This is a genomic window from Allorhizobium sp. GW101-3B10 (genome assembly GCF_059424725.1).
Map to the genome: position 1 here is coordinate 502,783 of NZ_JBWKZR010000001.1, position 23,549 is coordinate 526,331.

Sequence of the window (23,549 nt, forward strand, 5' to 3'; positions counted from 1 at the left end):
GGGCTATCCGAGATAGGTGCTGGCGAGGAGGTCGGAGAGCTTTTCGAGATCGCGCTCCAGGCCCGCGTAGATTTCGCCATCCATGGTTTCCGGTGTCATGACCGCGAGCGTCGAGTGCAGCCGCATGGTCTCGCGGTAGAAGGGTGACATCTGGCCGTTGGCGAAGGCGTTCGGTAGTTGCTCGACCTCTGTGCGGATCTCGTTCAGCTGGAACAGGATCGAGCGCGGATTGAGCGGATCGAGCGCCAGGAGGTCGGTGACGGTCAGCCGGGCGGTGCTGACATTGTAGCGGCGGCGATGGGTCATGACGTTGTCGCCGATCTCCAACAGCATGTCGAGCGCACCGTCGGGGGCCTCCTCGGTCGTCATGTGACCGAGCAGACGGGTCATGTGCAGGCCGCGTTCTAGGAGACGTCCGACGGTGAGGAAGCGCCAGCCGGTGAAGCGGTACATGTTCTCGTGCACGAGGCCGGCGAAACCGGCGAGCTTGCGCAGCAGAATGGTCATGGCATGCGCGGCGTCGTCGCCCAGCTTCACGGTGTCGTGGAAGCGGCGCGCGGTCTTTGCGAGATCATTCAGCGCCAGCCAGCCATCGGGCGAGAAGCGATCGCGGATATTGCTGGCCGAATAGACCGCACTGTCGATGTTGCGCAGAAGGCTTTCGGGCACGCCGTGCTTCATCTCGACGTCGATGTCGGAGAGATAACGGGCGACATAGGCGAGCAGCGGCTGGTCGGGATCGGCAGACTCGGCGAAACGTGCATGCCAGGCGCGCAGGATGCGCAGCGCGCCTTCCGAACGCTCGATATAGCGCCCGAGCCAATAGAGGTTGTCGGCGGCCCGGCTCGGCAGGCTGCCGGGCATGTTGCGGGTGAAGCTCTCCTCGGCCGGCAGAAGCGAGGTGCGATCGACAGGCTTGTTGGAGACGATCCAGACGTCGGCGGCGCTGCCGCCCGACTGCATGGCGAGCGCGGTCACGTCGTCGCCGGAGCCGATGCGGGCAAAGCCGCCCGGCATGATCTGCCATCCGTCGCGGGTGCGGGCGGCGTAGACACGCAGCGACATCGGACGTGGCGTGAGCTTGCCGTCGACCAGCGCCGGGGTGGTGGAGAGGGTGACGACCTCCTGGCCGACGAGGTTCGGACCTTCGGTTTCCAGCCATTCAGTCGTTGAATGGCGCGACAAGCCGGACACTCGCGAGCCGAGCACCGAACGCCCGTTGTCATCGAAGAAGGGCAGGCGGGAATAGGCAGGGCCGATGACCATCCGGTCGATGTTGCGCGCGACGTGGTCGCGTTCGCTCTTCTGGCCGCACCACCAGGTGGCGATCGACGGCAGTGCCAGATCCTCGCCCAGCAGGTGGCGACAGATGGTCGGCATGAAGGCGAGGAAGGCGCGGGTTTCCAGAATGCCGGAGCCGAGCGCGTTGACGAAGGTGACCGAGCCGTTGCGCAGTGCCTGCACCATGGCCGGCGTGCCGATATGGGAACTCTGGTCGAGTTCCAGCGGATCGGCATAGGCCGCGTCGAGGCGGCGCCACAACACGCTGATGGGCTTCAGGCCGGCGACGGTTCGCACCATGACGCGTCCGTTGACCACGGCGAGATCCTCGCCCTCGAGCAGCATGATGCCGAGATAGCGGGCGATATAGGCATGTTCGAAATAGGTCTCGTTGGCGGGGCCGGGTGACAAGACGGCGATCCGGTCGTCGCTGTTCTGCTTCTGCGCCTGCAGGGCCTCGCGGAAGGCGCCGAAGAAGGGGGCGAGCCGATGCACATGGCTTTCGCCGTAGATGTCGGAGAAGGCGCGGGCGGTCGCCACGCGGTTTTCTAGCGCAAAGCCGGCGCCGGAGGGCGCCTGGGTGCGGTCGGCGAGAACCCACCAATTGCCATCCGGCCCGCGGCCGATCTCGAAGGAGCAGAAATGCAGATAGTGGCCGCCGGCCGGCTTGATCCCGACCAGCGGGCGCAGGAATTCCGGATTGGCGGCGACGAGGGCGGGCGGCAGAAAACCCTCCTCGACCAGCTTGTTGTCGCTATAGATGTCGGCGACCACGGCTTCGAGCAGGTTGGCGCGCTGGACGAGGCCTTCCGCCAGGGCCTTCCATTCCTTCTCGTCGATCAGCACCGGGATGTGGGAGAAGGGCCAGACGCGCTCGCTGGAGCCGGCAGCACCATAGGCGCGGTAGAAAACGCCGGCGTCCCGCAGATAGCGGTCGGCCCGGGCGAATCGTTCATGCAGGTCGTGCTCGGACATGCGGTCGATGGCGGCGACGAAGGACTGCCAGACCGGGCGGATCTTGCCTTCGGCATCGAGCATCTCGTCGGCGGCGCCCGGAAGGGCGCGATAGCCGGCGGTTCGCGCTTCCTTCATCTCTTCGTCTGCCGGGCCTCTGTCCGCCGCCGGTTTGTTCGCCATCTAGTCAAATACCCTGGGGTCGCCGCAAGTCCAATGTATGGGGGAATTCCGGCGAAACCGTCTCCGGCCATAGCGGAAAATTGCCTGCTGTATGACCCCACGGTTCGAAACGTGCAAGTCGCCTTGCCTCCGCTTCATTCCCGTTCACAGGGAATGTGTCGTAGTTTCGACCGCCGGGATGAGCCACATGGTAGACGCAACCGCCGATCGACCGGCCCGACCACATATCATAAACATCAAATGTTAGCGGTGTGTCGACCGGCAGAACGGGATGCAGGCCCGAGGCCGGCTGCCAGGCCTTGTAGCGCACGCCGCCGACCGAAACGCCGTTTAAGCCGGTTTTCGACAGCGGCACGCGCCGCCCGTTGCAGGCGATCGCATAGCGTTCCGGATTGCCGGTTTCCAGCCGCACCTGCAGCCGTTCGACCGAGGAATCGACATAGCGCACGGTTCCGCCGATCGCGCCCTGTTCGCCCATGACGTGCCAGGGTTCAAGCGCCTGCCGGAGTTCCAGCCGCGAATCGCCGTATTCGACCTCGCCATAGAAGGGGAAGCGGAACTCGAGCTGGGCGGCGAACCATTCCGGCTTGAAGTCGAAACCGTTGTCGCGCAGGTCCGCCAGCACTTCGAGGAAGTCCTGCCAGATATAGTGCGGCAGCATGAAGCGGTCGTGCAGGGCCGTGCCCCAGCGCACGAAGTTGCCGCCGGTCGGGTTTTTCCAGAAGCGGGCGATCAGCGCGCGCACCAGCAGCTGCTGGGCAAGCGACATGCGGGCATTCGGCGGCATTTCGAAGCCGCGGAACTCGACGAGGCCGAGCCGTCCGGTCGGACCGTCGGGCGAGAACATCTTGTCGATGCAGATCTCGGCGCGGTGGGTGTTGCCGGTGACGTCGATCAGGAGGTTGCGGAACAGCCGGTCGACCAGCCAGGGCAGCGGCGGAGCCTCGCCCGATCCCGGCATCGGGATCTGCGCCATGGCGATCTCGAGTTCGTAGAGGCTGTCGTGGCGCGCTTCGTCGATGCGCGGCGCCTGGCTGGTCGGGCCGATGAACAGGCCCGAGAACAGGTAGGACAGCGACGGATGGCGCTGCCAGTGCAGGATGAGGCTCTTCAGCAGGTCGGGACGGCGAAGGAACGGGCTGTCGGCCGGATTGGCCCCGCCCACCACCACATGGTTGCCGCCGCCGGTGCCGGTGTGGCGGCCGTCGATCATGAACTTGTCGGCGCCGAGGCGCGATTCCCGCGCTTCCTCGTAGACGGCGGTGGTAATCGAGACGCAGTCGTCCCAGCTGGCGGCCGGATGGATGTTGACCTCGATGACGCCGGGGTCGGGCGCGACGCGCACGACATTGATGCGCTCGTCGTGCGGCGGCGCATAACCCTCGATGTGGACCGGCAGTCCGATGGCGGTTGCCGCCTGTTCGGCGGCGGCGACCAGTTCGAGATAGTCTTCGATCCGCTCCACCGGCGGCATGAAGACGCTCAGGCGGCCATCGCGCACCTCAACCGACATGGCGGTTCGCACCGCGCCGCCGATCTCGCCGAGCACCTGCTCGACGCGGCCCTGCTGGATCGTGTCGTCCACCTGGAACGAGGCTTCGGGCATGGCACGGCCGGCGGGCTCAACGACTTCCGGCAGGGGTCCCCGCGGCTCGCTCGGATCGGCCGGGTGGATATAGGGGAATTGCGACGGCGGGACGTAGGGCAGGGCGCCGAGCGGCAGGCGATAGCCGACGGGGCTGTCGCCCGGCACCAGGAAGATCCTGCCGCGGCGGGTCTTCCATTTCTCGCTCACCCAGCGCTTGCCGGTCGCCTTGCTGTTCCAGGTCTGGACGGGCAGCACATAGCCGCTCGGTTCTGTCAGTCCGCGCTCGAAGACGCGCGCTATGCGGCTGCGCTCTTCCGGGTCCTTCAGCTTGGAATTGGCCGGATCGACATTGTCGGGAAGATTGGCCTCCTTGAGGATCCATTCGCCGGGGTCCTCATAGGCCGGCACCACCATTTCGGACTCGATGCCGAGAGCGCCTGCGATCTCGCCGAGCAGCCGGCCGGCATCGTCGGCGCTCACATCGTAGCGCTTGCCTTCCTCGGCCACCAGTTCGGGGTTCTGCCAGATCGGCTTGCCGTCCTTGCGCCAGTACAGCGAGAAGGTCCAGCGCGGCAGGCTTTCGCCCGGATACCACTTGCCCTGGCCGTAGTGCAGGAAGCCGCCGGGGGCGAAACGCTGCCTCAGCCGCCGGATCAGAATGTCGGCCTTGTCGCGCTTGGTCGGGCCGACCGCGTCGGTGTTCCACTCCTCCGACTGGAAATCGTCGATCGACACGAAGGTCGGCTCGCCGCCCATGGTGAGGCGCACGTCGCGGGCCTGAAGTTCGGCGTCGACGCGATGGCCGAGCGCGTTCAGCGCATCCCAGCTCTCGTCGGAGAACGGCTTGGTGATGCGCGGGTGCTCGGCGACGCGCGTCACGGTCATGGCGAAATCGAATTCGGTATTCGCATGGCCGAAATAGCCGCCGGTGATTGGCGCGGCGTTGCGGTAGTGCGGGGTTGCCGCGAGCGGGATGTGGCTCTCGCCGGTCAGGAGGCCCGAGGTCGGGTCGAGGCCGACCCAGCCGGCACCCGGCAGGTAGACTTCCGCCCAGGCATGCAGGTCGGTGAAGTCGACCTCGGTGCCCGACGGACCGTCGAGCGCCTTCAGGTCCGGCTTCAGCTGGATCAGATACCCGGAGACGAAGCGGGCGGCGAGGCCGAGGCGGCGCAGCACCTGGACGAGCAGCCAGCTGGTGTCGCGGCACGAACCCTGGCCGATGGTCAGGGTGTCTTCCGGCGTCTGCACGCCGGGCTCGAGGCGGATGACATAGCCGATCTTCTGCTGCAGGGCGGCGTTGAGGCCGACGACCATGTCGACCGTGCCCTGACCGGGCGTCCTGTCGAGCGTCGCCATGAAGGCGGTCAGCGCCGGCGTGTCCGGCTCTGGTGTCATGTAGATCTTCAGGTCGTCGCGAATGTCGGCCGGGTATTCGAACGGCCACTTGCTGGCTTCCTCCTCGACGAAAAAGTCGAAGGGATTGTAGACGGTCATGTCGGCGACGAGATCGACCTCGATCTTGAGCTCGGTGACCGGATCGGGAAAGACATACCGGGCCTGGTAGTTGCCGTAGGGATCCTGCTGCAGATTGACGAAGTGATTGGCCGGCGTGACCTTGAGCGAATGGCTCAGCACCTTGGTGCGGGAATGGGCGGCCGGTTTCAGCCGGATGATCTGGGGTCCGAGGCGGACCGGCTTGTCATATTTGTAGTGGGTGAGATGATAGATGCTCGCCTTGATCGACATGTCTGCTGTTCGCCCTCTTCGCCCGTTGTTCTTTTTGCCGGGCTAAAGGGCGATCTTGTGCAATGCAGCGCCATAAAGCAAGGGCACAACGCCTTGGCGCATTGCGGGTATTGCGGTTCGGCCACCAATCCCGCCACCGCAGTTCTGGCCTCAATCCAGGGTGCGGCGGAAGCGTTTGACGGCAATCGTCATGGCGATCGTCGTCAGCACCACCAGCGCCAGCGTGTCATAGGCAAGCACCTCGATCGACGCACCCTTCAGCATGATGGCCCGCACCACGCGGATATAGTGGGTGAGCGGCAGCGCCTCGCCGATCCACTGGCCCCAGTTCGGCATGCCGGCGAAGGGGAACATGAAGCCGGAGAGCAGGATGTTCGGCAGGAAATACATCATCGCCATCTGCACCGCCTGGAGCTGGTTGGTGGCGACCGTCGAGAAGGTGTAGCCGATCGACAGGTTGGAGACGACGAAGAGGGCGGTGACGGCGGCCAGCGCCAGCGGACTGCCGAGAATCGGCACGCGGAAGACGAAGTAGCCGGCGGCGATGATGATGATCGCCTGGGCAAGGCCGATGATGACGTAGGGCGCGATCTTGCCGAGCATGATTTCGACCGGCTTGATCGGCATGGACAAAAGGTTTTCCATCGTGCCGCGTTCCAGCTCGCGCGTGACCGAGAGCGCGGTGAAGATCAGCAGCGTCATGGTGAGGATGGTGCCGAGCAGGCCCGGAACGATGTTCAGCGTCGAGGAGCCGGCCGGATTGTAGCGACGGTGCTGGACGATCGTGAAGGGTGGCTTGGTCGCCTCCGCGATCGTCACATGCCGGTCCCGTTCGAGGGCGGTGGAAATGATGCCGGAGAGGGCCCCGAGGGCCGAGCTTGCGGCCACCGGATCGGTCGCGTCGGCTGCGACCAGCAGGGCCGGGTTCTCGCCGCGCCTGACGGCGCGCTCGAAGCCTTCGGGGATCTCGACGACGAACAGGGCGCTGCCGGATTCCAGCACCCGGTCCATGTCCTCGGCGCGGGTCAGGACCTGGCGGATGTCGAAGAAGTCGGTGTTCTTCAGCGCGCCGAGGATCGAGCGGCCCAGATCGGTGTTCTCCCGCATCAGAACGGCCGTCGGCAGGTTGTGCGGCGTGGTGTTGATGGCGAAGCCGAAGAGGAAGAGCTGCATGACCGGGATCATCACCATGGTCGCGAGCGTGATGCGGTCGCGGGTCATCTGGATGAATTCCTTGATCGTCATCGCCCAGAACCGGCGCAGGAAACCGTTGCCAACGCTTGCCGTGCTCATTGGAAATTGTCCTTCGACAGGTTCATCAGCTCGATGAAGGTATCCTCCAGCGTCGGCTCGCTCGGGGTCCAGACGAGGCCTGGCCGCTGGCGCAAGGGCGCGATGGCGGAGAGCAGCAGGGCTTCGTCTCTGCCGCAGACATGCAGGCTGGTGCCGAAGGGCGCGACCATGTCGATGCCCGGGCTCCGTTCCAGCTCGGCCTGAAGCTTGTGCACGTCCGGGCCGGAAACGCTCCAGGTGTTGAGGCCGGTCGAGGCGATCACCTCGTCTACCGTGCCGCGCACCAGCAGCTTGCCATAGGCCATGTAGGCGATCTCGTGACAGCGTTCCGCCTCGTCCATGTAGTGGGTGGAGACGAGCACCGAGAGGCCCTCGGCTGCGAGCGCATGGATCTCGCTCCAGAATTCGCGCCGCGCCTTCGGGTCGACGCCGGCCGTCGGCTCGTCCAGCAGCAGCAGGTCCGGCTCGGGCAGGATGCAGGCGCCGAGTGCCAGCCGCTGTTTCCAGCCGCCCGAGAGATTGCCGGCGAGCTGGTTCTCGCGGCCGCCGAGGCCGAGCCGCTCGATGGCATCGCGCGCCTTCCGTCTTGGGTCGTCGAGATTGTAGACGCGGGCGACGAATTCGAGGTTCTCGCGGATCGACAGGTCCTGGTAGAGCGAGAACTTCTGTGTCATGTAGCCGACGCGCCGCCGGATCGCCTCCGACTGGGTGAGGATGTCATAGCCGAGACAGGTGCCGCTGCCGCTGTCGGGGGTTAATAGCCCGCACAGCATGCGGATGGTGGTTGTCTTGCCCGAGCCGTTTGGCCCGAGGAAGCCGTGGATGCTGCCTTTGCGGACCTCGAGCGACAGCTTGTCGACGACGACGCGGTCGCCGAAGCTCTTGGTGAGGTCGGTGACGTCGATCACCAGTTCGGCCGCGGTGGACGGGGCGTTCATCATCGGCTCTCCGGCGGCGCCAGCGTCACGTCGACGGGAAGGCCGGGGCGGACGCCGGTCGGATCCTGCGGGATGGCTTCGACGCGATAGACGAGCTTGGCCCGCTCTTCGAGGCTGTAGATCTCCGGCGGTGTGTATTCCGCCTTGTCGGAGATGAAGCTCACCCTGGCATCCATCGGCTTGCAGCCGTCGCAGGCCACGTGCACCGTCTGGCCGATCGCGACCCTGGCGATCTCGGCTTCGGCGACGAAGAAGCGGATGCGGATGTCCTCGGGTGCGAGAAGGGCGACGACCGGGCGCCCGACCGGCACGACTTCGCCGGGCTTGTAGTAGAGTGTCTGCACGGCGCCTGCGGCCGGGGCCTTGACCGACAGGCGGGTCAGCGCGTCGCGGGCAGAAGCGAGTTCGGCCTTTGCCGCCCTCATGGTCTGTTCCGCCTGGCGGATGGTTTCGCTGCGTGCCGGAAGGCCGGCGAGTGCGACCTGTCCACGAATGTTGTCGAGCGCCGCACGGTTCGCGGCTTCTGCGGCGATAGCAGCGTCCAGGTTGGCGCGGGTCGCCGTGCCGCTGCGGGCCAGCGCCCGCATGCGGTCGAGTTCCTGCACGGAGAGCGAAAGCTGGGCCTCGGCCTGGCGCTCGGAGGCCTTGAGAATGGTGATCTCTTCGGGGCGTTTCTGGGCTACGATGGCGAGGTCATACTGCGACTGGAGTGCGGCAAGACTGGCTTCCTTGGCGGACACCGTTGCCAGGGCGGCGGTGTCTTCCAGCCTGAACAGCCGTTTTCCCGCTTCGACGGGATCACCCTCCTCGACCGTCACGTCGGCGAGCCGTCCCGCCGTTTCCGGGCCGATGAACAGCAGGTCGGCCTCGACCCAGCCCTGGTAGGGCCGCTCGGCATGGCCGTTGAGATAGATCGGCAGGAAGAAGAAGAGCGCGGCCGCGACGACGGCCGCCAGGAGGGCGATGCGCTTCATGGCGCGTCTCCTTGCGCGGGGAGGAACAGGGTTTCGAGGAAGGTGTCGAACAGGGCGTGCGTGTCGAGATGTTCGTAGGGTTCGAACAGGGTCTTCCAGATGATCGACATCAGCACGGGTGCGAAGACGATCTGCGGCATCGATGCGATCCTGGGATTGCGCAACTCGCCCCGTTCCGCAGCGCGTTCGAGGACCTGGCGCAACAGGCGCAGGCCCACGGTCAGCACATTGCGGTGATAGAATTCTGCGACGGCGGGAAAGAACTGTCCTTCGGACAGAAGCAGGCGAAGCATGTGCCGCCGGTCGGTGCCGAGGATCTCGTTCTGCGCCAGCGTATAGAGGCCGGCTATCATCATGCGGCCCGGGATCGCATCATTCGCGGCCATGGCCTGCATATTGGCCAGGATGGGCGAGGCCATGCCCGAGGCGAGCGAGGTGAACAGCGCCTCCTTGTCGGGAAAGTGCAGGTAGACGGTGCCCTTGGCGATGCCGGCGCGGGCGGCCACGTCCTCGATGCGCGTCGCGGCAAAGCCGCGCTCGGAAAAGAGCGCGAAGGCGGCTGCGAGAATCTCTGCGCGTCGTTCTTCGGGGTCCCGCCGTCTGCGGGTTTTCTCGTTCATTGGTCTGATCCGTTTATGACTGGTTGGTCAGTCATAAACGGATCAGACTGCGTTTGGCAATCATTTTCGACGTTCTGCCTCTCGAATGTCGCTGGAACGGGAAAGGAAAAGCCCGCGAAACCGGGTCTCGCGGGCCGTGACTTGTCTGGGCCGGTTGTCCGGAGTCCGCCGGCGGTCAGCTCCGGCCGAACTCGTCGACCAGGCGGATGATGTCGTCCTCGCCCAGATAGGAACCGGTCTGGATCTCGATCAGTTCGAGCAGGATCTTGCCGGGATTGCCGAGCCGGTGCACGGCCCCTTGCGGGATATAGATCGACTGGTTCTCGTGCAGCATGGTTACCTTGTCGTCGATTGTCACTTCGGCCGCGCCCTTGACGCAGATCCAGTGCTCTGAGCGATGGTGATGCTTCTGCAGCGACAGCTTCTTGCCCGGATGGACGAAGAGCCGCTTCACCTGGAAACGTTCGCCGTTCAGCACCGAGGTATAGCCGCCCCAGGGGCGCAACGAGGTCGGGTGGTTTTCCGTCAGGCTTGCGGTCTTCTTGTCGGCGGCCAGAAGCTTGACCAAGTTGCCGACCTGCTGGCTGTCATCGAGGCGGCCGACATAGACGGCGTCCTCGCTGGCGATCACCGCCACGCCATCCATGCCCTGGACGGCGAGATGGCTGTTACGCGACATGACCAGAGAATTGCGGGTGTTGACCAATGTGGCATTGCCGCTGACGACATTGCCGTCCGGATCGGCATTGCCGAGCTTCCACACGGCATCCCAGCTGCCGAGGTCGGACCAACTGATCGGCGAGGGAACCACGGCGGCATTGGCGGTCTTTTCCATCACCGCGTAGTCAATCGAGATGCTCGGGCTTTCGGCAAAGGCCTGGGCGTCGAGACGGGTGAAATCGAGATCCTTGGTCACGCCGCGCACCGATTTTTCCGCCGCGACGAGCACGTCCGGTGCCAGCAGGCGCAGTTCAGAGAGGATCTGCCCGGCCGTGAAGACGAACATGCCGGAATTCCAGAAGTAGTTGCCGGCGGCGAGCATCTTCTCGGCGTCCTCGGCCTTGGGCTTTTCGACGAAGCGCTTGACGGCGTTGGCGCCGGCGGTCAGCGGCTCGCCCATCTCGATATAGCCATAGCCGGTTGCCGGCTCGGTCGGGGTGATGCCGAAGGTGACGATCTTGCCGGCGCGCGCGGCGGTCGCGGCCGCGGCGACGCAGGTGCGGTAGCGCTCGTCGGTGGCGATGTCATGGTCGGACGGGAGGACCTGCAGGAGCGCGTCGCTGCCGTAGAGATCGGCGACGATCAGGGCGGCGACGGCGACGGCGGCGGCCGTGTTGCGCGCTTCCGGCTCCAACACGATGCCGCAGAGCTTGGCGTCCATCTCGCGGGCCTGTTCGGCAACCAGGAAACGGAATTCCTCATTGGTGACCACCAGCGCCGGCTCGTAGAGGCTTTGATCGGCGACACGGTCGAGTGTGCCCTGGAAAAGCGTCTTGTCGCCAATGAAGCGGATGAACTGCTTGGCGGCGGTGGCGCGAGACAGCGGCCAGAGGCGGGTGCCTTTTCCCCCCGCCATGATTACGGGTATGATCTTCTCGGTCATATTCTGCTTTGCCTTTCGGTTTGGCGGACGATGGGCGGCGGGACGGACGAGCGGGCGGCATGGAATCGGCCTTGCCCCGCCTGCGCGTGGTTTCGCCCATGGTCCTAACGCCCGGATCGCTGGGTTGTTGCATTTTTTGTCGCGAACTCCAAGTCCACGCCGACCGAGGTGGCCTGCAGCGCGGCAGAGTCTCTTCGTCGTTTCAGCGGATGTTTTCGTTCCGCGGGCCGCTGGTCATGGTCATTTGTGCAGAATCGTGGTGTTTTTGACCAGCTATTGTGCATGCGAGCTTGGAGTGACGGCATTAATGATAAATTGCATTTCATCACTCCTTCGGCATCTTGTCTCCTGTGTCTGTTCTACTTCCGGCAGGTCTGGCGATATTTCAGCGCGGCACACGGGCCGGCCTGGAGGATTGCCATCCATCGGATAAACACCCTTCTTGTTCTGCTCACGCTGTCCGCCGCGCATGACTGTGTGGCGAATGAACTACCCTATGCCGGCTCGCAGGAGTCGATCTGGACCGATCGCCCGGTCCGGGTCGACCGTGCGGGGCAGCAGTATGAACGCGTGCCGGGTCTCTTCGACGCCTTCGTCATGAGGATCCGCATCAAGCCGCAGGCCCAGGCCTTCGATGGCGGGTCCTTCCGACAGGACGGCATGATCTTCATCATCGCCGACGTGGTAGCGCCCGACCCGAAGCGCATCTGCCACGCCGACGACGGTAGCATCCGGGCTTGCGGCAGCCTGTCCAGAGCCTTCCTGAAAAGCCTGATCAACCGCCGCTTTCTCGAATGCTGGGCCTGGTCGATCGCTTTGCAGACATGGATGATCGACTGTCGGATCGGGCAATATCGGGTCGCCGAGACGCTGGTCGCCTCCGGCTATGTGCGCGCGGCGCGGGATGCGGGGCTGATCACCGTGGAGCAGGATGCGATGCGGCGGCGGGCCGGTCTCTGGGCAGATGCCGGGTGTCGGCTGTCACAGCGCTGCTGATCCTCCGCCGCAAGCGGTCATTGCCGGTGGCGCACGGTCCTCACCGGGCGCTCAGCCCGGCTCCGCCGTTTCGGCAGGAAGCGGTCGTGTTCATGGGCGAAGAACCGGTACTTGGCGATCTCCGACACCAGCAGATAGAGGAGCGTGATCACGCCCAGCCCCGCGAGCACGTGCGGCGGCAGCGGCACGAAGCCGAACCAGTCTGCTCCGGGCAGGTAGGGCACCGCCAGTGCAAGTACGATGACCGCGACGGTCGACAGCACCAGCCAGTGGCCGGGCTTGCTCTTCCAGAAGGGCTTGGAGGTGCGGATCACCAGCACGATGGCGAGTTCGGTGATCAGCGACTCGACGAACCAGGCGGTCTGGAAGATGGCAGCGGTCTCCCTGGCGACCATGATCAGGAAGCCGAAGGTCAGCATGTCGAAGACGGTGCTGATCAGGCCGAAGACCACCATGAAGCGCTGGACATAGGCGATGTTCCAGCTCTGCGGGCGGATCACAGCATCCTCGTCGACATTGTCGCTGGCGATCGCCAGAGAGGGAATATCGGAGAGGAAGTTGTTGAGCAGGATCTGCTTGGCGAGCAGCGGCTGGAACGGCAGGACGAAGGAGGCGACCGACATGCTGATCATGTTGCCGAAATTGGCGCTGGTCGTGGTCGAGATGTATTTCAGCGTGTTGGCGAAGGTGCGCCGACCGTTGTCGATGCCTTCCAACAGCACGTCGAGGTTCTTGTCGATGAGCACCATGTCGGCAGCCTGCTGGGCGACGTCGGCGGCCCCCTCGACCGAGATACCGATATCCGCCTCATGGAGCGCTGGCGCATCGTTGATGCCGTCGCCGAGATAGCCTACGACATTGCCGCGCTTGCGCAGCGCCGTGATGATGCGCTGCTTCTGGTTGGGGTCGATCTCGACGAACAAGTCGGTGCGCACGGCGAGTGCGGCCAACGCCTCGTCGGATGTGCGCGCCAGTTCTTCGCCGGTCAGGATGTGATCGACCTTCAATCCGACGGATCGGGCCAGATGCGCGGCGACGAAGCGGTTGTCGCCGGTGATCACCTTGACGCCGACGCCGCGTGTTGCAAGGGCCGAGAGCGTTTCCACGATGCCGGGCTTCGGCGGATCGCTGAACAGCAGGAAGCCGGCGAAGGTGAGGTCCTGCTCGCTGTCGCGATCGTAGCGGTCGGCAGGCGTTGCGAAGTGGCGGACGGCGAGGCCGAGAACGCGGTAGCCCTCGTCGCCCCAGGCGGCGAAACGGCTCTCGATCGCCGCCCGGCTTTCTGCATCGAGCGGCCGGACCGCGTCGCCGTCCTCAACCTTGCTGCAGGTCTCAAGCACGTTGCTGAGCGCGCCCTTGGCGATCAGCAGGTGTCCTGTGGCATCGGCATTTTCGACGATCACCGACAGCCGCTTGCGCAGGAAGTCGTAGGGGATTTCGGCGACCTTGCGGGTGGCCGCCGTATCGATGCCCTGGGCGGTCGCCGCGGCCGCGATCGCATCATCGAGCGGATTGGCCATGCCGTTCTGCAGGCGGGCGTTGAGCGCCGCGAGCCGCATGAGATCGGGGCGGCCGGCGCCGAGCGGTCCTTCGGCGCGTTCGAGCCGGACGACGCCTTCCGTCAGCGTGCCGGTCTTGTCGGTGCACAACAGGTTCATGCTGCCGAGGTTTTCGATCGAGGCGAGGCGCCGCACGATCACGCCGCCGTCGGCCATGCGCCGGGCGCCGTTCGACAGGGTGACGCTGACGATGGCGGGCAGCAGTTCCGGCGTCAGGCCAACGGCGATCGCCAGGGCGAACAGCAGGGAATCGATCAGCGGGCGGTCGAGAATGAGGTTTCCGGCAAAGATGACGACGACCATGATCAGCGTTATGCGGGTCATCAGGTAGCCGAAACGGCGGATGCCGCGGGCGAAGTCGGTCTCCGGCGGTTCCAGCCTGAGGTGCCCGGCGATCGTGCCGTATTCGGTAGCCGAGCCGGTCTCGACCACGACCGCCCGGCCGATGCCGCTGCGCACCGAGGCGCCGGTGAAGAGCACGTTGGTGCGGTTGGCCAGCGTGGTTGCGGCCGGGATTTCTCCGGCGCGCTTTTCCACCGGATAGGTCTCGCCGGTCAGCGCCGACTGGCTGACATGCAGGTCGGTTGCCTCGATCACCACGGAGTCGGCGGGTATGAGGTCACCGGCGGCCACCTCGATCACGTCGCCGGGGACGAGAGCGCTGGCGGCAAGCGGGCGCATCTCGCCGTCGCGCCAGACCTTGACCTTGAAGGCGATCCGTTCCTTCAGCTTCTGCACGGCCAGCGAGGCCGAATATTCCTGGTAGAAGCTCAGAAGCGAGCTGGCGAGGATGACGATGGTGATGATCGTCGCCTCCTTCCACTCGCCGACGGCGATCGAGATGGCGGCGGCCGCTACGAGGATCAGCACGAGCGGGCTTTCGAATTGCGACAGGAAGATCCTGAAGCCCGACCAGCGGCCTTCCTCGCGAAACACGTTGGCGCCTACGCTCTTCAACCGCGCCTCGGCCTGCTTGCTCGTCAGCCCTCGGGGCGACGTTTCGAGTTCAGCAAGGAGATCGGCCTGGGACCGGCTCCAGTAGGCGCGTCTTTCCGGTGCTTCGAAAGAAAAGGGGGCAGGCGCGGACGGCATGGCGGCATCCTGTTTCGGCGCGGCGGTCGGCGAAAAGAACTTGATTCCGATCACGGTGTCATGAAGGCTGATCCAGCATAGACGATCGGCGCGCGGTCTTCCACGCCCGACCGGGCCGGGAGACTGATGATATGAGAGCCATGGTGCTGCATGCGCCGCGCGAGCCCTTGAGGCGGGAAGAGCGGCCCGATCCGGTGGCCGGTCCGGGGGAGATCGTCGTGCGCGTTGAAGCCTGCGCCGTCTGCCGCACCGATCTGCACGTCGTCGACGGCGACCTGACGGAGCCCAAGCTGCCTCTCATACCGGGGCACGAGATCGTCGGTATTGTCGACAGTTGCGGCGCAGGTGTCGATCTGTCACTCGGCCGGCGCGTCGGTATTCCGTGGCTCGGCCATGCCTGCGGCTGTTGCGGCTATTGCGACAGCGGGCGGGAGAACCTCTGCGACAATCCGGGCTTCACCGGCTATACCCGCGACGGCGGCTTTGCCAGCCATGTGGTGGCGGATGCCGCCTTCGCCTTTCCGCTCGACGGCTTCTCCGATCCGGTCGCAACCGCACCGCTGATGTGCGCCGGGCTGATCGGCTGGCGCTCGCTGAAGATGGCGGGCGAAGGCAGGCGGATCGGCATCTACGGTTTCGGCGCGGCGGCCCATATCATCGCGCAGGTCTGCGTCTATCAGGGACGCGAGGTCTATGCCTTTACGCGGGCCGGGGATGAGGCGGCGCAGGCGCTCGCCCGTTCGCTCGGCGCCGTCTGGACAGGCGGCTCCGAGGAGAGTCCGCCGGTTCTGCTGGATGCCGCGATCATCTTTGCGCCGGTGGGCGAACTCGTGCCAGCGGCGCTGAGGGCCGTCGCCAAGGGCGGCCGCGTCGTCTGCGGCGGCATCCACATGAGCGACATCCCGCAGTTTCCCTATTCGATCCTGTGGGGCGAGCGGCAGGTGCTCTCGGTCGCCAATCTCACCCGGGCCGACGCCGTGGAGTTTCTCGAACTTGCGCCTCGTGCCGGGGTCACCACCACGACGACGGTCTATCCGCTGGAGCGCGCCAACGAAGCACTCGCGGATCTGAGGGCAGGCCGGTTCCAGGGTGCGGCCGTCCTGGTGCCGTGAATGGCCCGGCGACGGACGAAGCGCGTCAGGTCATGCGGAGCGGCGCGCGGCTACGCTCGTTGACCGCTTCGCATGCCTTCTGCAGCAAGCCGATGAACTGCCGGCGTTCGTCGGCGTCCAGCCCTTCGAGCAGGATCGACTGCACGTCCTTGACGATGGGGCGTATCTCGGTCAGCGCCTGCGTGCCCTTTTCCGTGACGAAAAGATTGCGTGCCCTCCGGTCGCTCGGATTGGTCTCGCGGCGCACCAGTTCCTTCTGCACCAGCCTGTCGACCACCCCACCGATCGTCACGCGGTCATAGGCGATGCGGCTCGCCAGCGTCGCCTGGTCCAGTCCCGGTTTTGCCTCGATGGCACTCAGCGCCGCATATTGAACAGGCGTCAGGTCGAAGCCCTTCTTGCCGGTTTCGTCCATGAACACGGACACGGCGGCCTGGTTCAGTCGCCGGACCAGATGACCGGGCATCTCATAGATTTCGAGCATCACGATTGCGTTCCCCCCGCAAAATTTTGTGCTTTTTCTCTAGCGCTTATCGCGCCAACAAAAAAGAGCGGCGTTTTCGCGCGCCGGCGCCCGGCCGCGAACGCAGGCGTTCGAGCCGGGAGCGGATTGTGGATTGGGCACGGCCATTTTTCAGCACCGGGACTGGCGAGGCGCCGGCGTTCCTGATTTATGTCGGGGACGGGCCGACGCATGAGATGCGCGGCCGGTGCCAGCAGCGAGTGCGAGGACCATGATGAAGAGACTTTTCGAAATCCCCGCCACGCCGCTCGTTCCCGTGCGGGGCGAGACGGCCGGCTATCCGGTTCACCGCATTTTCGGCGTCGGGCGCAACTATGCAGAACACGCCGCCGAAATGGGTTATGAAGTCGATCGCGAAACGCCCTTCTATTTCACCAAGCCGGCATCGGCGATCGTGCCCACCGGCAGCGAAATTCCCTATCCGCCGGGCACGTCCAATTTTCACTACGAGATGGAACTGGTGGTGGCGATCGGCGCCCCGGCCTTCCGGGTGAGCGTCGAGGATGCTGCCAAGGCAATCTACGGCTATGCCGCCGGCCTCGACATGACACGGCGCGACCTGCAGCTTGCCGAGCGGGCCAAGCAGCGTCCCTGGTCGCTCGGCAAGGCCTTCGAGAAGTCGGCGCCGATCGCGGAGATCACCAAGGCCGCCGATTTCCCCGAAGTCGGCTCCCAGCGCATCTCGCTGAAGGTCGGCGACGAGATCCGCCAGGACGCGCATCTGAGCGATCTGGTCTGGTCTGTCCCCGAGTTGATCAGTCACCTGTCGCGCTTCTATCATCTCGTGCCCGGCGATCTCATCTTCACCGGAACGCCGGCCGGTGTCGGTCCGGTGTCCCCGGGCGACCGGATCACCGGCGCGATCGACGGGCTGCAACCGGTGACGATCACCATCGGTGCCGCGGAATAGGGCCTGGCGGCGAGCGGCGGCGAGGAGCATTGAATGGGCGAGCTTGGTAAATTCGAACGGAAGCTGCCGGAGGAGCGTCGCCGGGCGCTGATCGAGGCGACGCTCGCCTGCCTCGCCCGCGAGGGCCATGCCGGGCTGTCAATCCGCAAGATCAGCCAGGAGGCCGGCATTTCCGTCGGCCTCATCAACCATCACTACGCCAGCAAGGACGAGCTCGTCGGCCATGCCTACGAGACCCTGTCGCTCGGCCTGCTCGCCAATATCCGCGACAAGGTGGAAGCGGCGGGGACCGATCCCCGGGCCCGGCTCAGCGCCTATTTCCGCGCCTCGCTGTCGGCGCCGGTGCTGGAGCGCAGCACGCTCAGGACCTGGGTGGTGTTCTGGGGCATGATCGATCATTCGACGATCATGACCGAGGTGCACGACCGCACCTATGCCGAATACCGGCGCCTGTTGGAAACCCTGCTGGCGGCCGTCTGGGAAGCGTCCGGCCGGCCGACGCCGGATCTCAGGCTCGCCGCGATCGGGCTCGTCGCCATCCATGACGGGCTGTGGTTGGAATGGTGCCTCAATCCGCACACCTTCTCGTCGGAGGAGGCGATCGGGCTCTGCGAGCAATGGACCGATTCCATGCTTGCCACCGAGGCCGGGTCGAACAGCGCACGACAAAACTGAACACTCGTTTAATTTCTCTTGCCTCTGACGACTGCAGCGCTATCATCGCGTCGTCAAAGGCCGGCTGTGTGCCGGTGCCCGCCCAGTTCACGCCGTCCGCGCAACCCCAAGAGAGCCACGATGTCCAGTCCGAAAATCACCAGCACCGGCAGCAGCTACGGTGTGCAATCCCTGCCCAAGATCGACTATGGCCGCGGCAGCTATCTCTACGACGTGACAGGGAAGCGCTATCTCGACGGCTCGGGCGGCCCGGCGGTCTATTGCCTGGGACACGCGCATCCGGAAGTGACTGAAGCGGTGAAGCAGCAGCTCGACCGCATAGCGCACGCCTATCGCTATCTCTTCACCTCGGATGCGGTGGAAGAGCTGACAGAGATCATCACACAGAATACCGGCGGGCATTTCCCCAACATCATCTATGTGTCGAGCGGTTCGGAAGCAGTCGAATCCTGCCTCAAGATCGCGCTGCAGTATCATACGGCCCGGGGCGAGAAGAGCCGCCGCCGGTTCATCGCGCGCGAGCGCTCCTGGCACGGCAATACGCTCGGTGCGCTGTCGGTCTCGCACTTCAAGACCCGGCGCGATTCCTTCGAGGGCAGCCTGCTCGACGTCGCCTTCGTTTCTGCCGCCAATGCCTACCGTCCGCCGGAAGGCGTCACCGTCGAGGGGCTGGTCGCCCATCTGGCTAAGGAACTGGAAGACAAGATCCTGGAGATCGGGCCGGACAAGGTCGCGGCCTTCATCTTCGAACCGGTGGTCGGTGCCGCCGGCGGCGTGGTGCCGGCGCCCGAAGGCTATGCCAAGGCGATCCGCGCGGTCTGCGACAAGTATGGCGTGCTGCTGATCGGCGACGAGGTCATGTGCGGATCAGGTCGCACCGGAACCTGGCGGGCGCTGGAACATGACGGCATTTTTCCCGACATCATGAGCGTGGCCAAGGGGCTGGCCGCCGGCTACCAGCCGCTGGGAGCGGCGCTCTACAGCGACAAGGTGCACGAGACGCTGATGGCCGCGCATGGCGGGGCAATGACCGGCCATACCTTCACCGGCCACACCGCGGCCTGTGCCGCCGGCGTCGCCGTGCAGAAGATCGTCACGCGCGACCGCCTGCTCGAACGGGTCCTCGATCGCGGCGTCATCCTTCAGCGGGAACTGCGCTCGGCCCTGGCCGATGTCGGCGAGCTGGGCGACGTGCGCGGGCGCGGCTTCTTCATCGGGCTGGAACTGGTGAGCGATCCGCAGACCAAGGAGCCGTTCCCGGCCTATGCCAGCCTGCATGCGGCGATCGGACGGCGGGCCTTCGATGCCGGCCTGATCTGCTATCCCTGCACCGGCAATGTCGGCGGGACCGCCGGCGACACCGTCATCCTCGCGCCGCCCTACAATGCCAGTGAGGAGGAACTCGGCGAGATCGTCACGACGCTGTCACGGGTGATTCGCGAGTCGGTTGCCGAGGCGCGCCGCACCGTCGCGCTCCGCTGAGTTCCGGATGCGGGGCGGCCCAACCGCCCCGCATGCCATCGAGAGAAGGTCGTTGGACTCGCGACCGGGGTAGGGCGAAGCGGGCATAGGCTGCGGGGCTGCATCGGCCATAGAGCGTAAAAGGATGCGTTTGTACCGAGATGCCTTGCGGCACGTCGCGTGATAGAAGCGCGACGTGATGAGAAGACACCCGATGCCTGATGTTTCCAACCTGCCGCTGATCGAGCGTTCCTGCCGGTCGTGCACGCTGTGCTGCGACCTGCCGGATATCGACGAGCTGGACAAGCCGGCCAATACGCTCTGTCGCCATTGCGTTCGCGATCAGGGGTGCACGGCCTATGCCGCGCGGCCGGGAACCTGCCGCGATTTCCTCTGTGCCTGGATGTCGGACGGGGACTGGGGGCCGGAATGGGACCCGACGGTTTGCCACATGATGGTCTATGCCCAGGGACCGCAACTGACCGTTCTCGTCGATCCGCGCCACCCGGATTTCTGGCGGCAGGAGCCCTATTTGGGCCAGCTGAAACGTCGGGCGGCGGAAGCGGCGCCGGCGGGCGGCTATGTCATCGTCTATGTGGGCGACGAGGTTGAGAAGGTGCAGGGGGACTGAGCTGGGCACGCCCTGATCCGCGCCCATGAAGGGGTGGATTTCTCCTCAGCCGGGCGTCCTCTGGGCCAAAAGCCTGGCGACACTGTCGCCGTCAATCGCCTCGATGCGGTAGCGATCATGCGGCGTGCCGCCGGTCGTCTCCGCCGCGATCATCGCATTGACCACGGCCTCCTCGACGCTTTGAACCACGGCCTCGTAGACCGGATCGAGGATCTCGTCGTTGACCATTTTCAACGTGAGCATCGGGCCGGCCTTGTGGCGCATCGGATGGGGGTTGGCGGTCGAGAAGGCGAGGAAGATGTCGCCGGAATTGTTGCCGCCGATCGTGCCGTTGCGGCCGATGCCGATCGCGCCGCGCCGGGCGAGTTTCTGCAACTGGTGAGGCGCGAGCGGCAGGTCCGTGGCGATCACCACGATGATCGAACCGCGTTCGGAAAGATCGGGAGCGTCCTGCCGCATGAGCTTGCCGACCGGTAGGCCGCCGATCGTCAGCCAATCGCGCTGGCCGTGATTGGCCTGCACCAGGGCTGCGACCGTGAAAGGCTCGCCGTCGATGGCGATCCTGCGCGAGGCGGTGCCGGTGCCGCCCTTGAAACCGTAGGCGATCATGCCGGTGCCGCCGCCGACATTGCCTTCCGCGACCGGGCCGGATGCAGCACCGTTCAGTGCCGCAAAGACATGGTCGACGGTGACATGCTGGCCGTTGATGTCGTTGAGCAGGCCGTCATAGGTTTCGGCCACCACCGGCATGATCCATAGATGCTCGTCGCCTTCATAGGTCGCGGCATATCGATCGATCATCCAGCGTACCGCGCCGTGATGGGCGATGCCGACGCTGTGGGTATTGGTGATCAGCACCGGGCCGACAAAGTAGCCGCCGTCCTCGATCCAGTGCGAGCCGGTCATTTCGCCATTGCCGTTGAAGCGATGGATGCCGGCAAAGACGGGAACCGGTTCATCCGCTGCCGCGTGCGGCAGGATGGCGGTGACGCCGGTGCGCACTGGCAGCTTGCGGCCGGGGCGGGGCGTCTCCTCGCGGATGGTCGAGAAGCCGACATGGAGACCGGCGACGTCGGTGATGGCGTTGAGCGGACCGGGCGTGCCGTCGAAGGCAATGCCGAAATCGCGGGCGCGCTTTCTGCCGGGTGCGGTCGTGTCGTCGGTCATGGCATCGCTCCCTCTGGCAACCCGTCTTCTCTCAGCAGACCGTGAGCTTCACGCCGTTGCTGTCCAGGCTTTCCTTCAGTTCGTCGCCCGGCGCCTGGTCGGTGACGACATTCGCGATGTCGCGCCAGGGCGCATAGCGCGCCGGAAAGAGCCGGTCGTGCTTGGAATGGTCGGCGACGACGACGGTGCGCGCGGCCCGTGAGACCATTGCGGTATAGACCGCGCCGCATTCGAGCAACGCATCGGAAGGTCCGTCCGGTCCCAGCCCGCTTGCGCCGAGGATGGCAAAGTCGGCGTAGAAGGAATTGAGGAAGGAAACGGTATGAGCACCGACGGTCGCGCCTTCGGTGGCGTGATAGTCGCCGGGCAGCATGACAACCTTGATCGTCGGATTGATGGAGAGCACGGTCGCCACTCCGAAGGAATGGGTGAGCACGGTGATGTTCTTCATCTCGACCGCGATGCGCCGCGCCGTGTGCACCGTCGTCGAGCCCGAGCCGATCATCAGCACCTGCGCGCCCTTGAGAATCTGCACCGCCGCCCGGGCGATCCGCTCGCGCTCGGCGACGAAGAGGGTGTGGCGTTCGGTGACCGAGGGTTCGGTGGAGAGCGAGCGCACGGCACCGCCATAGGTGCGGTTGAGCAGGCCCTGTTCGGTCATTTCGTCGAGGTCGCGGCGGATGGTCTCGGTCGAGACGTCGAGCCTTCGGGCGAGTTCCGCCACGCGCAGGCTCGGCGCCTGGTTGAGTTCGGTCAGGATGCGCTCCTGGCGCACGCTCTTCGGTTTCTTCATCGCCGCTTGCTCTCCTGCCGCCCGTCCGTCTTTTCGTTTACCCATTCCCGCCCGCCGGCGAGCACCGCGTCGTAGACCGCGCCGCCGATCGCCCGGCCGACATCGGTGTGAAGCCCGGCATAGGTCTGGCGCCGAGCGGCGACCGGGCAGGCGACGGCGATGCAGTCGGTTCCCGTGCCGGTGACCACGAGACCGTCCCTGGTCCAGCCAAGATCGATCACCGCTGCGGTGCGCGCTTCCGTGGCGATCGACAGGGCCTCGATCAAGCCTGCTTCATCGAGCGGCTGGTCGACATGGGCGGCGAGATTGATCGTGCCTGTCCGACCGGAGTGGGGCGTGTCCGCGCCGACGCGGCCGGCATTGGCAAGGCCGACGGTCGCCAGGCAGAAGGCCGACGCATCGCCGCTTTGCCGGACGGCCCGATGGTGTTTTGTCACGTCGCGCGAGGTCATCATCTGCACCGCATCGCCGTAGCCCGCCGCCGCCAGCCGGTCGGTAAGCAGGGCCGCCGGATCGACGCCGATTGGCAGGTCCGCTTCGGAGATTTCCAGCCAGGCGATGGTGTCGGCGCGGACAAAGCCCGGCCGGCTCAGGGACCAGCTGAGCACCGCCTGTTCGGCGGCGAAGCGGACGGCGAGGGTCTTGCCGGCACAGAGGATTTCGGGCGCTTTCATCGGCCAAGTTGTGTCAGGAACGGCCAAGTGGGACAAGTCCAGGGCGCGCGCCATCCCCGACTGTCTCATCCTTGCGCGGGCGGCAGATAGCCGATCAGCTCGTCGGTGTTCATCACATTGGCGTAGATCATGTGGATGCGCTCCAGCTCGCTCACATGCAGGTCCATCGAGCCGGCTGCGCAGGCATCATCGACGACGATCACGTCGAAGCTCTCGTCGGCGAGGCTGCGCACCGTCGAGGAGACGCACTGGTCGGTGAAGATGCCGGTGCACACCACATGGGTGATGCCCATATTGGCGAGCACGAGTCTCAGATTGGTGCCGGTCAGCGCGCTGTCGGTCGTCTTGGTGACGACGATCTCGCCGTCGAGCGGGGCGATCTGCGACAGGATCTGCGAGGCCTGCTCGTCCTTCGGCAGCAGCAGGTTGTTCCAGCCGGGCTTCTTCTGGCTGAGCGATCGGTCACGGCCATCGGTGCGCAGGCAAGCGATGCGGGCGAAGAGCACGTCGAGGCCGAGCGACCGGAAGCGCTCCAGCAGGCGCTGGTTGTTGGGGACGACGGTACCGTGCATCCGCTCATGGAACGGCGTCCAGGCGTGATAGCGGGCAAGGTCGACGGCCGACAGGGTCGCAGGGTCCGGGCGATCGAGATAGGTGTTCTGCATGTCGATGACGAGCAGCGCCACCTTGCCCTTTTCGAGCACCGGATCCTCGGGCTCCGGGGCCCCCTGGTAGTAGAAGGAACGGCGTTCGGTCTTCCAGCTCATGCGATGATC

The 23,549-nt window shown here is 65.4% G+C and carries 19 protein-coding genes; 6 read left to right on the forward strand and 13 right to left on the reverse strand.

The annotated features are described in order from the left end of the window. Positions 1-3: 3 nt before the first annotated feature. From AC07Y0_RS02340 to AC07Y0_RS02370, 7 genes are all read right to left on the reverse strand, one after another. Positions 4-2,418, reverse strand: coding sequence for a circularly permuted type 2 ATP-grasp protein (locus AC07Y0_RS02340; protein WP_498674162.1), 2,415 nt, complete (start codon positions 2,416-2,418; stop codon positions 4-6). 4 nt (positions 2,419-2,422) lie between these two features. Continuing rightward, positions 2,423-5,752: a transglutaminase family protein gene (locus AC07Y0_RS02345; RefSeq protein WP_498674165.1), complete on the reverse strand. Its 3,330-nt coding sequence runs from the start codon at positions 5,750-5,752 to the stop codon at positions 2,423-2,425. A gap of 150 nt (positions 5,753-5,902) precedes the next feature. Continuing rightward, entirely contained in the window at positions 5,903-7,045 is a 1,143-nt protein-coding gene (locus AC07Y0_RS02350) for an ABC transporter permease (protein ID WP_498674168.1), read from the reverse strand. Further along, complete coding sequence (locus tag AC07Y0_RS02355) at positions 7,042-7,983, reverse strand: ABC transporter ATP-binding protein (RefSeq protein WP_498680163.1); 942 nt, start codon at positions 7,981-7,983, stop codon at positions 7,042-7,044. The genes AC07Y0_RS02350 and AC07Y0_RS02355 overlap by 4 nt, the downstream gene beginning before the upstream one ends. Continuing rightward, positions 7,983-8,957 carry an HlyD family secretion protein gene (locus AC07Y0_RS02360; protein ID WP_498674170.1) on the reverse strand — a complete coding sequence of 325 codons (975 nt, stop codon included), beginning with the start codon at positions 8,955-8,957 and terminating at the stop codon, positions 7,983-7,985. The genes AC07Y0_RS02355 and AC07Y0_RS02360 overlap by 1 nt, the downstream gene beginning before the upstream one ends. After that, positions 8,954-9,577: a TetR/AcrR family transcriptional regulator gene (locus tag AC07Y0_RS02365; RefSeq protein ID WP_498674172.1), complete on the reverse strand. Its 624-nt coding sequence runs from the start codon at positions 9,575-9,577 to the stop codon at positions 8,954-8,956. Before AC07Y0_RS02365 ends, AC07Y0_RS02360 begins: the two co-directional genes overlap by 4 nt. 175 nt (positions 9,578-9,752) lie before the next feature. Then, the gene (locus tag AC07Y0_RS02370) at positions 9,753-11,180 is read right to left on the reverse strand and encodes a mannose-1-phosphate guanylyltransferase/mannose-6-phosphate isomerase (protein ID WP_498674175.1); all 1,428 of its coding nucleotides are present in this window, start codon (positions 11,178-11,180) and stop codon (positions 9,753-9,755) included. Positions 11,181-11,657: 477 nt separating this feature from the next. On the opposite strand from AC07Y0_RS02370, the gene AC07Y0_RS02375 reads away from it, so the two are divergent. Beyond that, positions 11,658-12,176, forward strand: a complete 519-nt coding sequence (locus AC07Y0_RS02375) for a hypothetical protein (RefSeq protein WP_498674177.1) — start codon at positions 11,658-11,660, stop codon at positions 12,174-12,176. 17 nt (positions 12,177-12,193) lie between these two features. Here AC07Y0_RS02375 and mgtA read toward each other — a convergent pair whose 3' ends face one another. Further along, positions 12,194-14,827, reverse strand: coding sequence for a magnesium-translocating P-type ATPase (gene mgtA, locus AC07Y0_RS02380; protein WP_498674179.1), 2,634 nt, complete (start codon positions 14,825-14,827; stop codon positions 12,194-12,196). A gap of 131 nt (positions 14,828-14,958) precedes the next feature. Here mgtA and AC07Y0_RS02385 point away from each other — a divergent pair, with 131 nt between their 5' ends. Beyond that, positions 14,959-15,939, forward strand: coding sequence for a zinc-dependent alcohol dehydrogenase family protein (locus tag AC07Y0_RS02385; RefSeq protein WP_498674180.1), 981 nt, complete (start codon positions 14,959-14,961; stop codon positions 15,937-15,939). Between the two features lie 25 nt (positions 15,940-15,964). Here AC07Y0_RS02385 and AC07Y0_RS02390 read toward each other — a convergent pair whose 3' ends face one another. After that, entirely contained in the window at positions 15,965-16,423 is a 459-nt protein-coding gene (locus tag AC07Y0_RS02390) for a MarR family winged helix-turn-helix transcriptional regulator (RefSeq protein WP_498674182.1), read from the reverse strand. 250 nt (positions 16,424-16,673) lie between these two features. On the opposite strand from AC07Y0_RS02390, the gene AC07Y0_RS02395 reads away from it, so the two are divergent. From AC07Y0_RS02395 to AC07Y0_RS02410, 4 genes are all read left to right on the forward strand, one after another. Next, on the forward strand, positions 16,674-17,372 hold the full coding sequence (locus tag AC07Y0_RS02395; RefSeq protein WP_498674183.1) for a fumarylacetoacetate hydrolase family protein: 699 nt from the start codon (positions 16,674-16,676) through the stop codon (positions 17,370-17,372). Positions 17,373-17,405: 33 nt separating this feature from the next. Next, positions 17,406-18,047, forward strand: coding sequence for a TetR family transcriptional regulator C-terminal domain-containing protein (locus tag AC07Y0_RS02400; protein ID WP_498674185.1), 642 nt, complete (start codon positions 17,406-17,408; stop codon positions 18,045-18,047). Positions 18,048-18,167: 120 nt separating this feature from the next. Next, the gene (locus AC07Y0_RS02405) at positions 18,168-19,529 is read left to right on the forward strand and encodes an aspartate aminotransferase family protein (protein ID WP_498674187.1); all 1,362 of its coding nucleotides are present in this window, start codon (positions 18,168-18,170) and stop codon (positions 19,527-19,529) included. A gap of 193 nt (positions 19,530-19,722) precedes the next feature. Then, positions 19,723-20,139 carry a hypothetical protein gene (locus AC07Y0_RS02410; protein WP_498674189.1) on the forward strand — a complete coding sequence of 139 codons (417 nt, stop codon included), beginning with the start codon at positions 19,723-19,725 and terminating at the stop codon, positions 20,137-20,139. A 45-nt stretch (positions 20,140-20,184) separates the two neighbouring features. Here AC07Y0_RS02410 and AC07Y0_RS02415 read toward each other — a convergent pair whose 3' ends face one another. From AC07Y0_RS02415 to AC07Y0_RS02430, 4 genes are all read right to left on the reverse strand, one after another. Next, positions 20,185-21,306, reverse strand: coding sequence for a DmpA family aminopeptidase (locus AC07Y0_RS02415; protein WP_498674191.1), 1,122 nt, complete (start codon positions 21,304-21,306; stop codon positions 20,185-20,187). Positions 21,307-21,337: 31 nt separating this feature from the next. Further along, entirely contained in the window at positions 21,338-22,099 is a 762-nt protein-coding gene (locus AC07Y0_RS02420) for a DeoR/GlpR family DNA-binding transcription regulator (RefSeq protein ID WP_498674192.1), read from the reverse strand. Beyond that, positions 22,096-22,773, reverse strand: a complete 678-nt coding sequence (locus tag AC07Y0_RS02425) for an adenosylcobinamide amidohydrolase (RefSeq protein WP_498674194.1) — start codon at positions 22,771-22,773, stop codon at positions 22,096-22,098. Before AC07Y0_RS02425 ends, AC07Y0_RS02420 begins: the two co-directional genes overlap by 4 nt. Positions 22,774-22,838: 65 nt before the next feature. Then, on the reverse strand, positions 22,839-23,540 hold the full coding sequence (locus AC07Y0_RS02430; protein WP_498674196.1) for a cysteine hydrolase family protein: 702 nt from the start codon (positions 23,538-23,540) through the stop codon (positions 22,839-22,841). Positions 23,541-23,549: the final 9 nt, after the last annotated feature.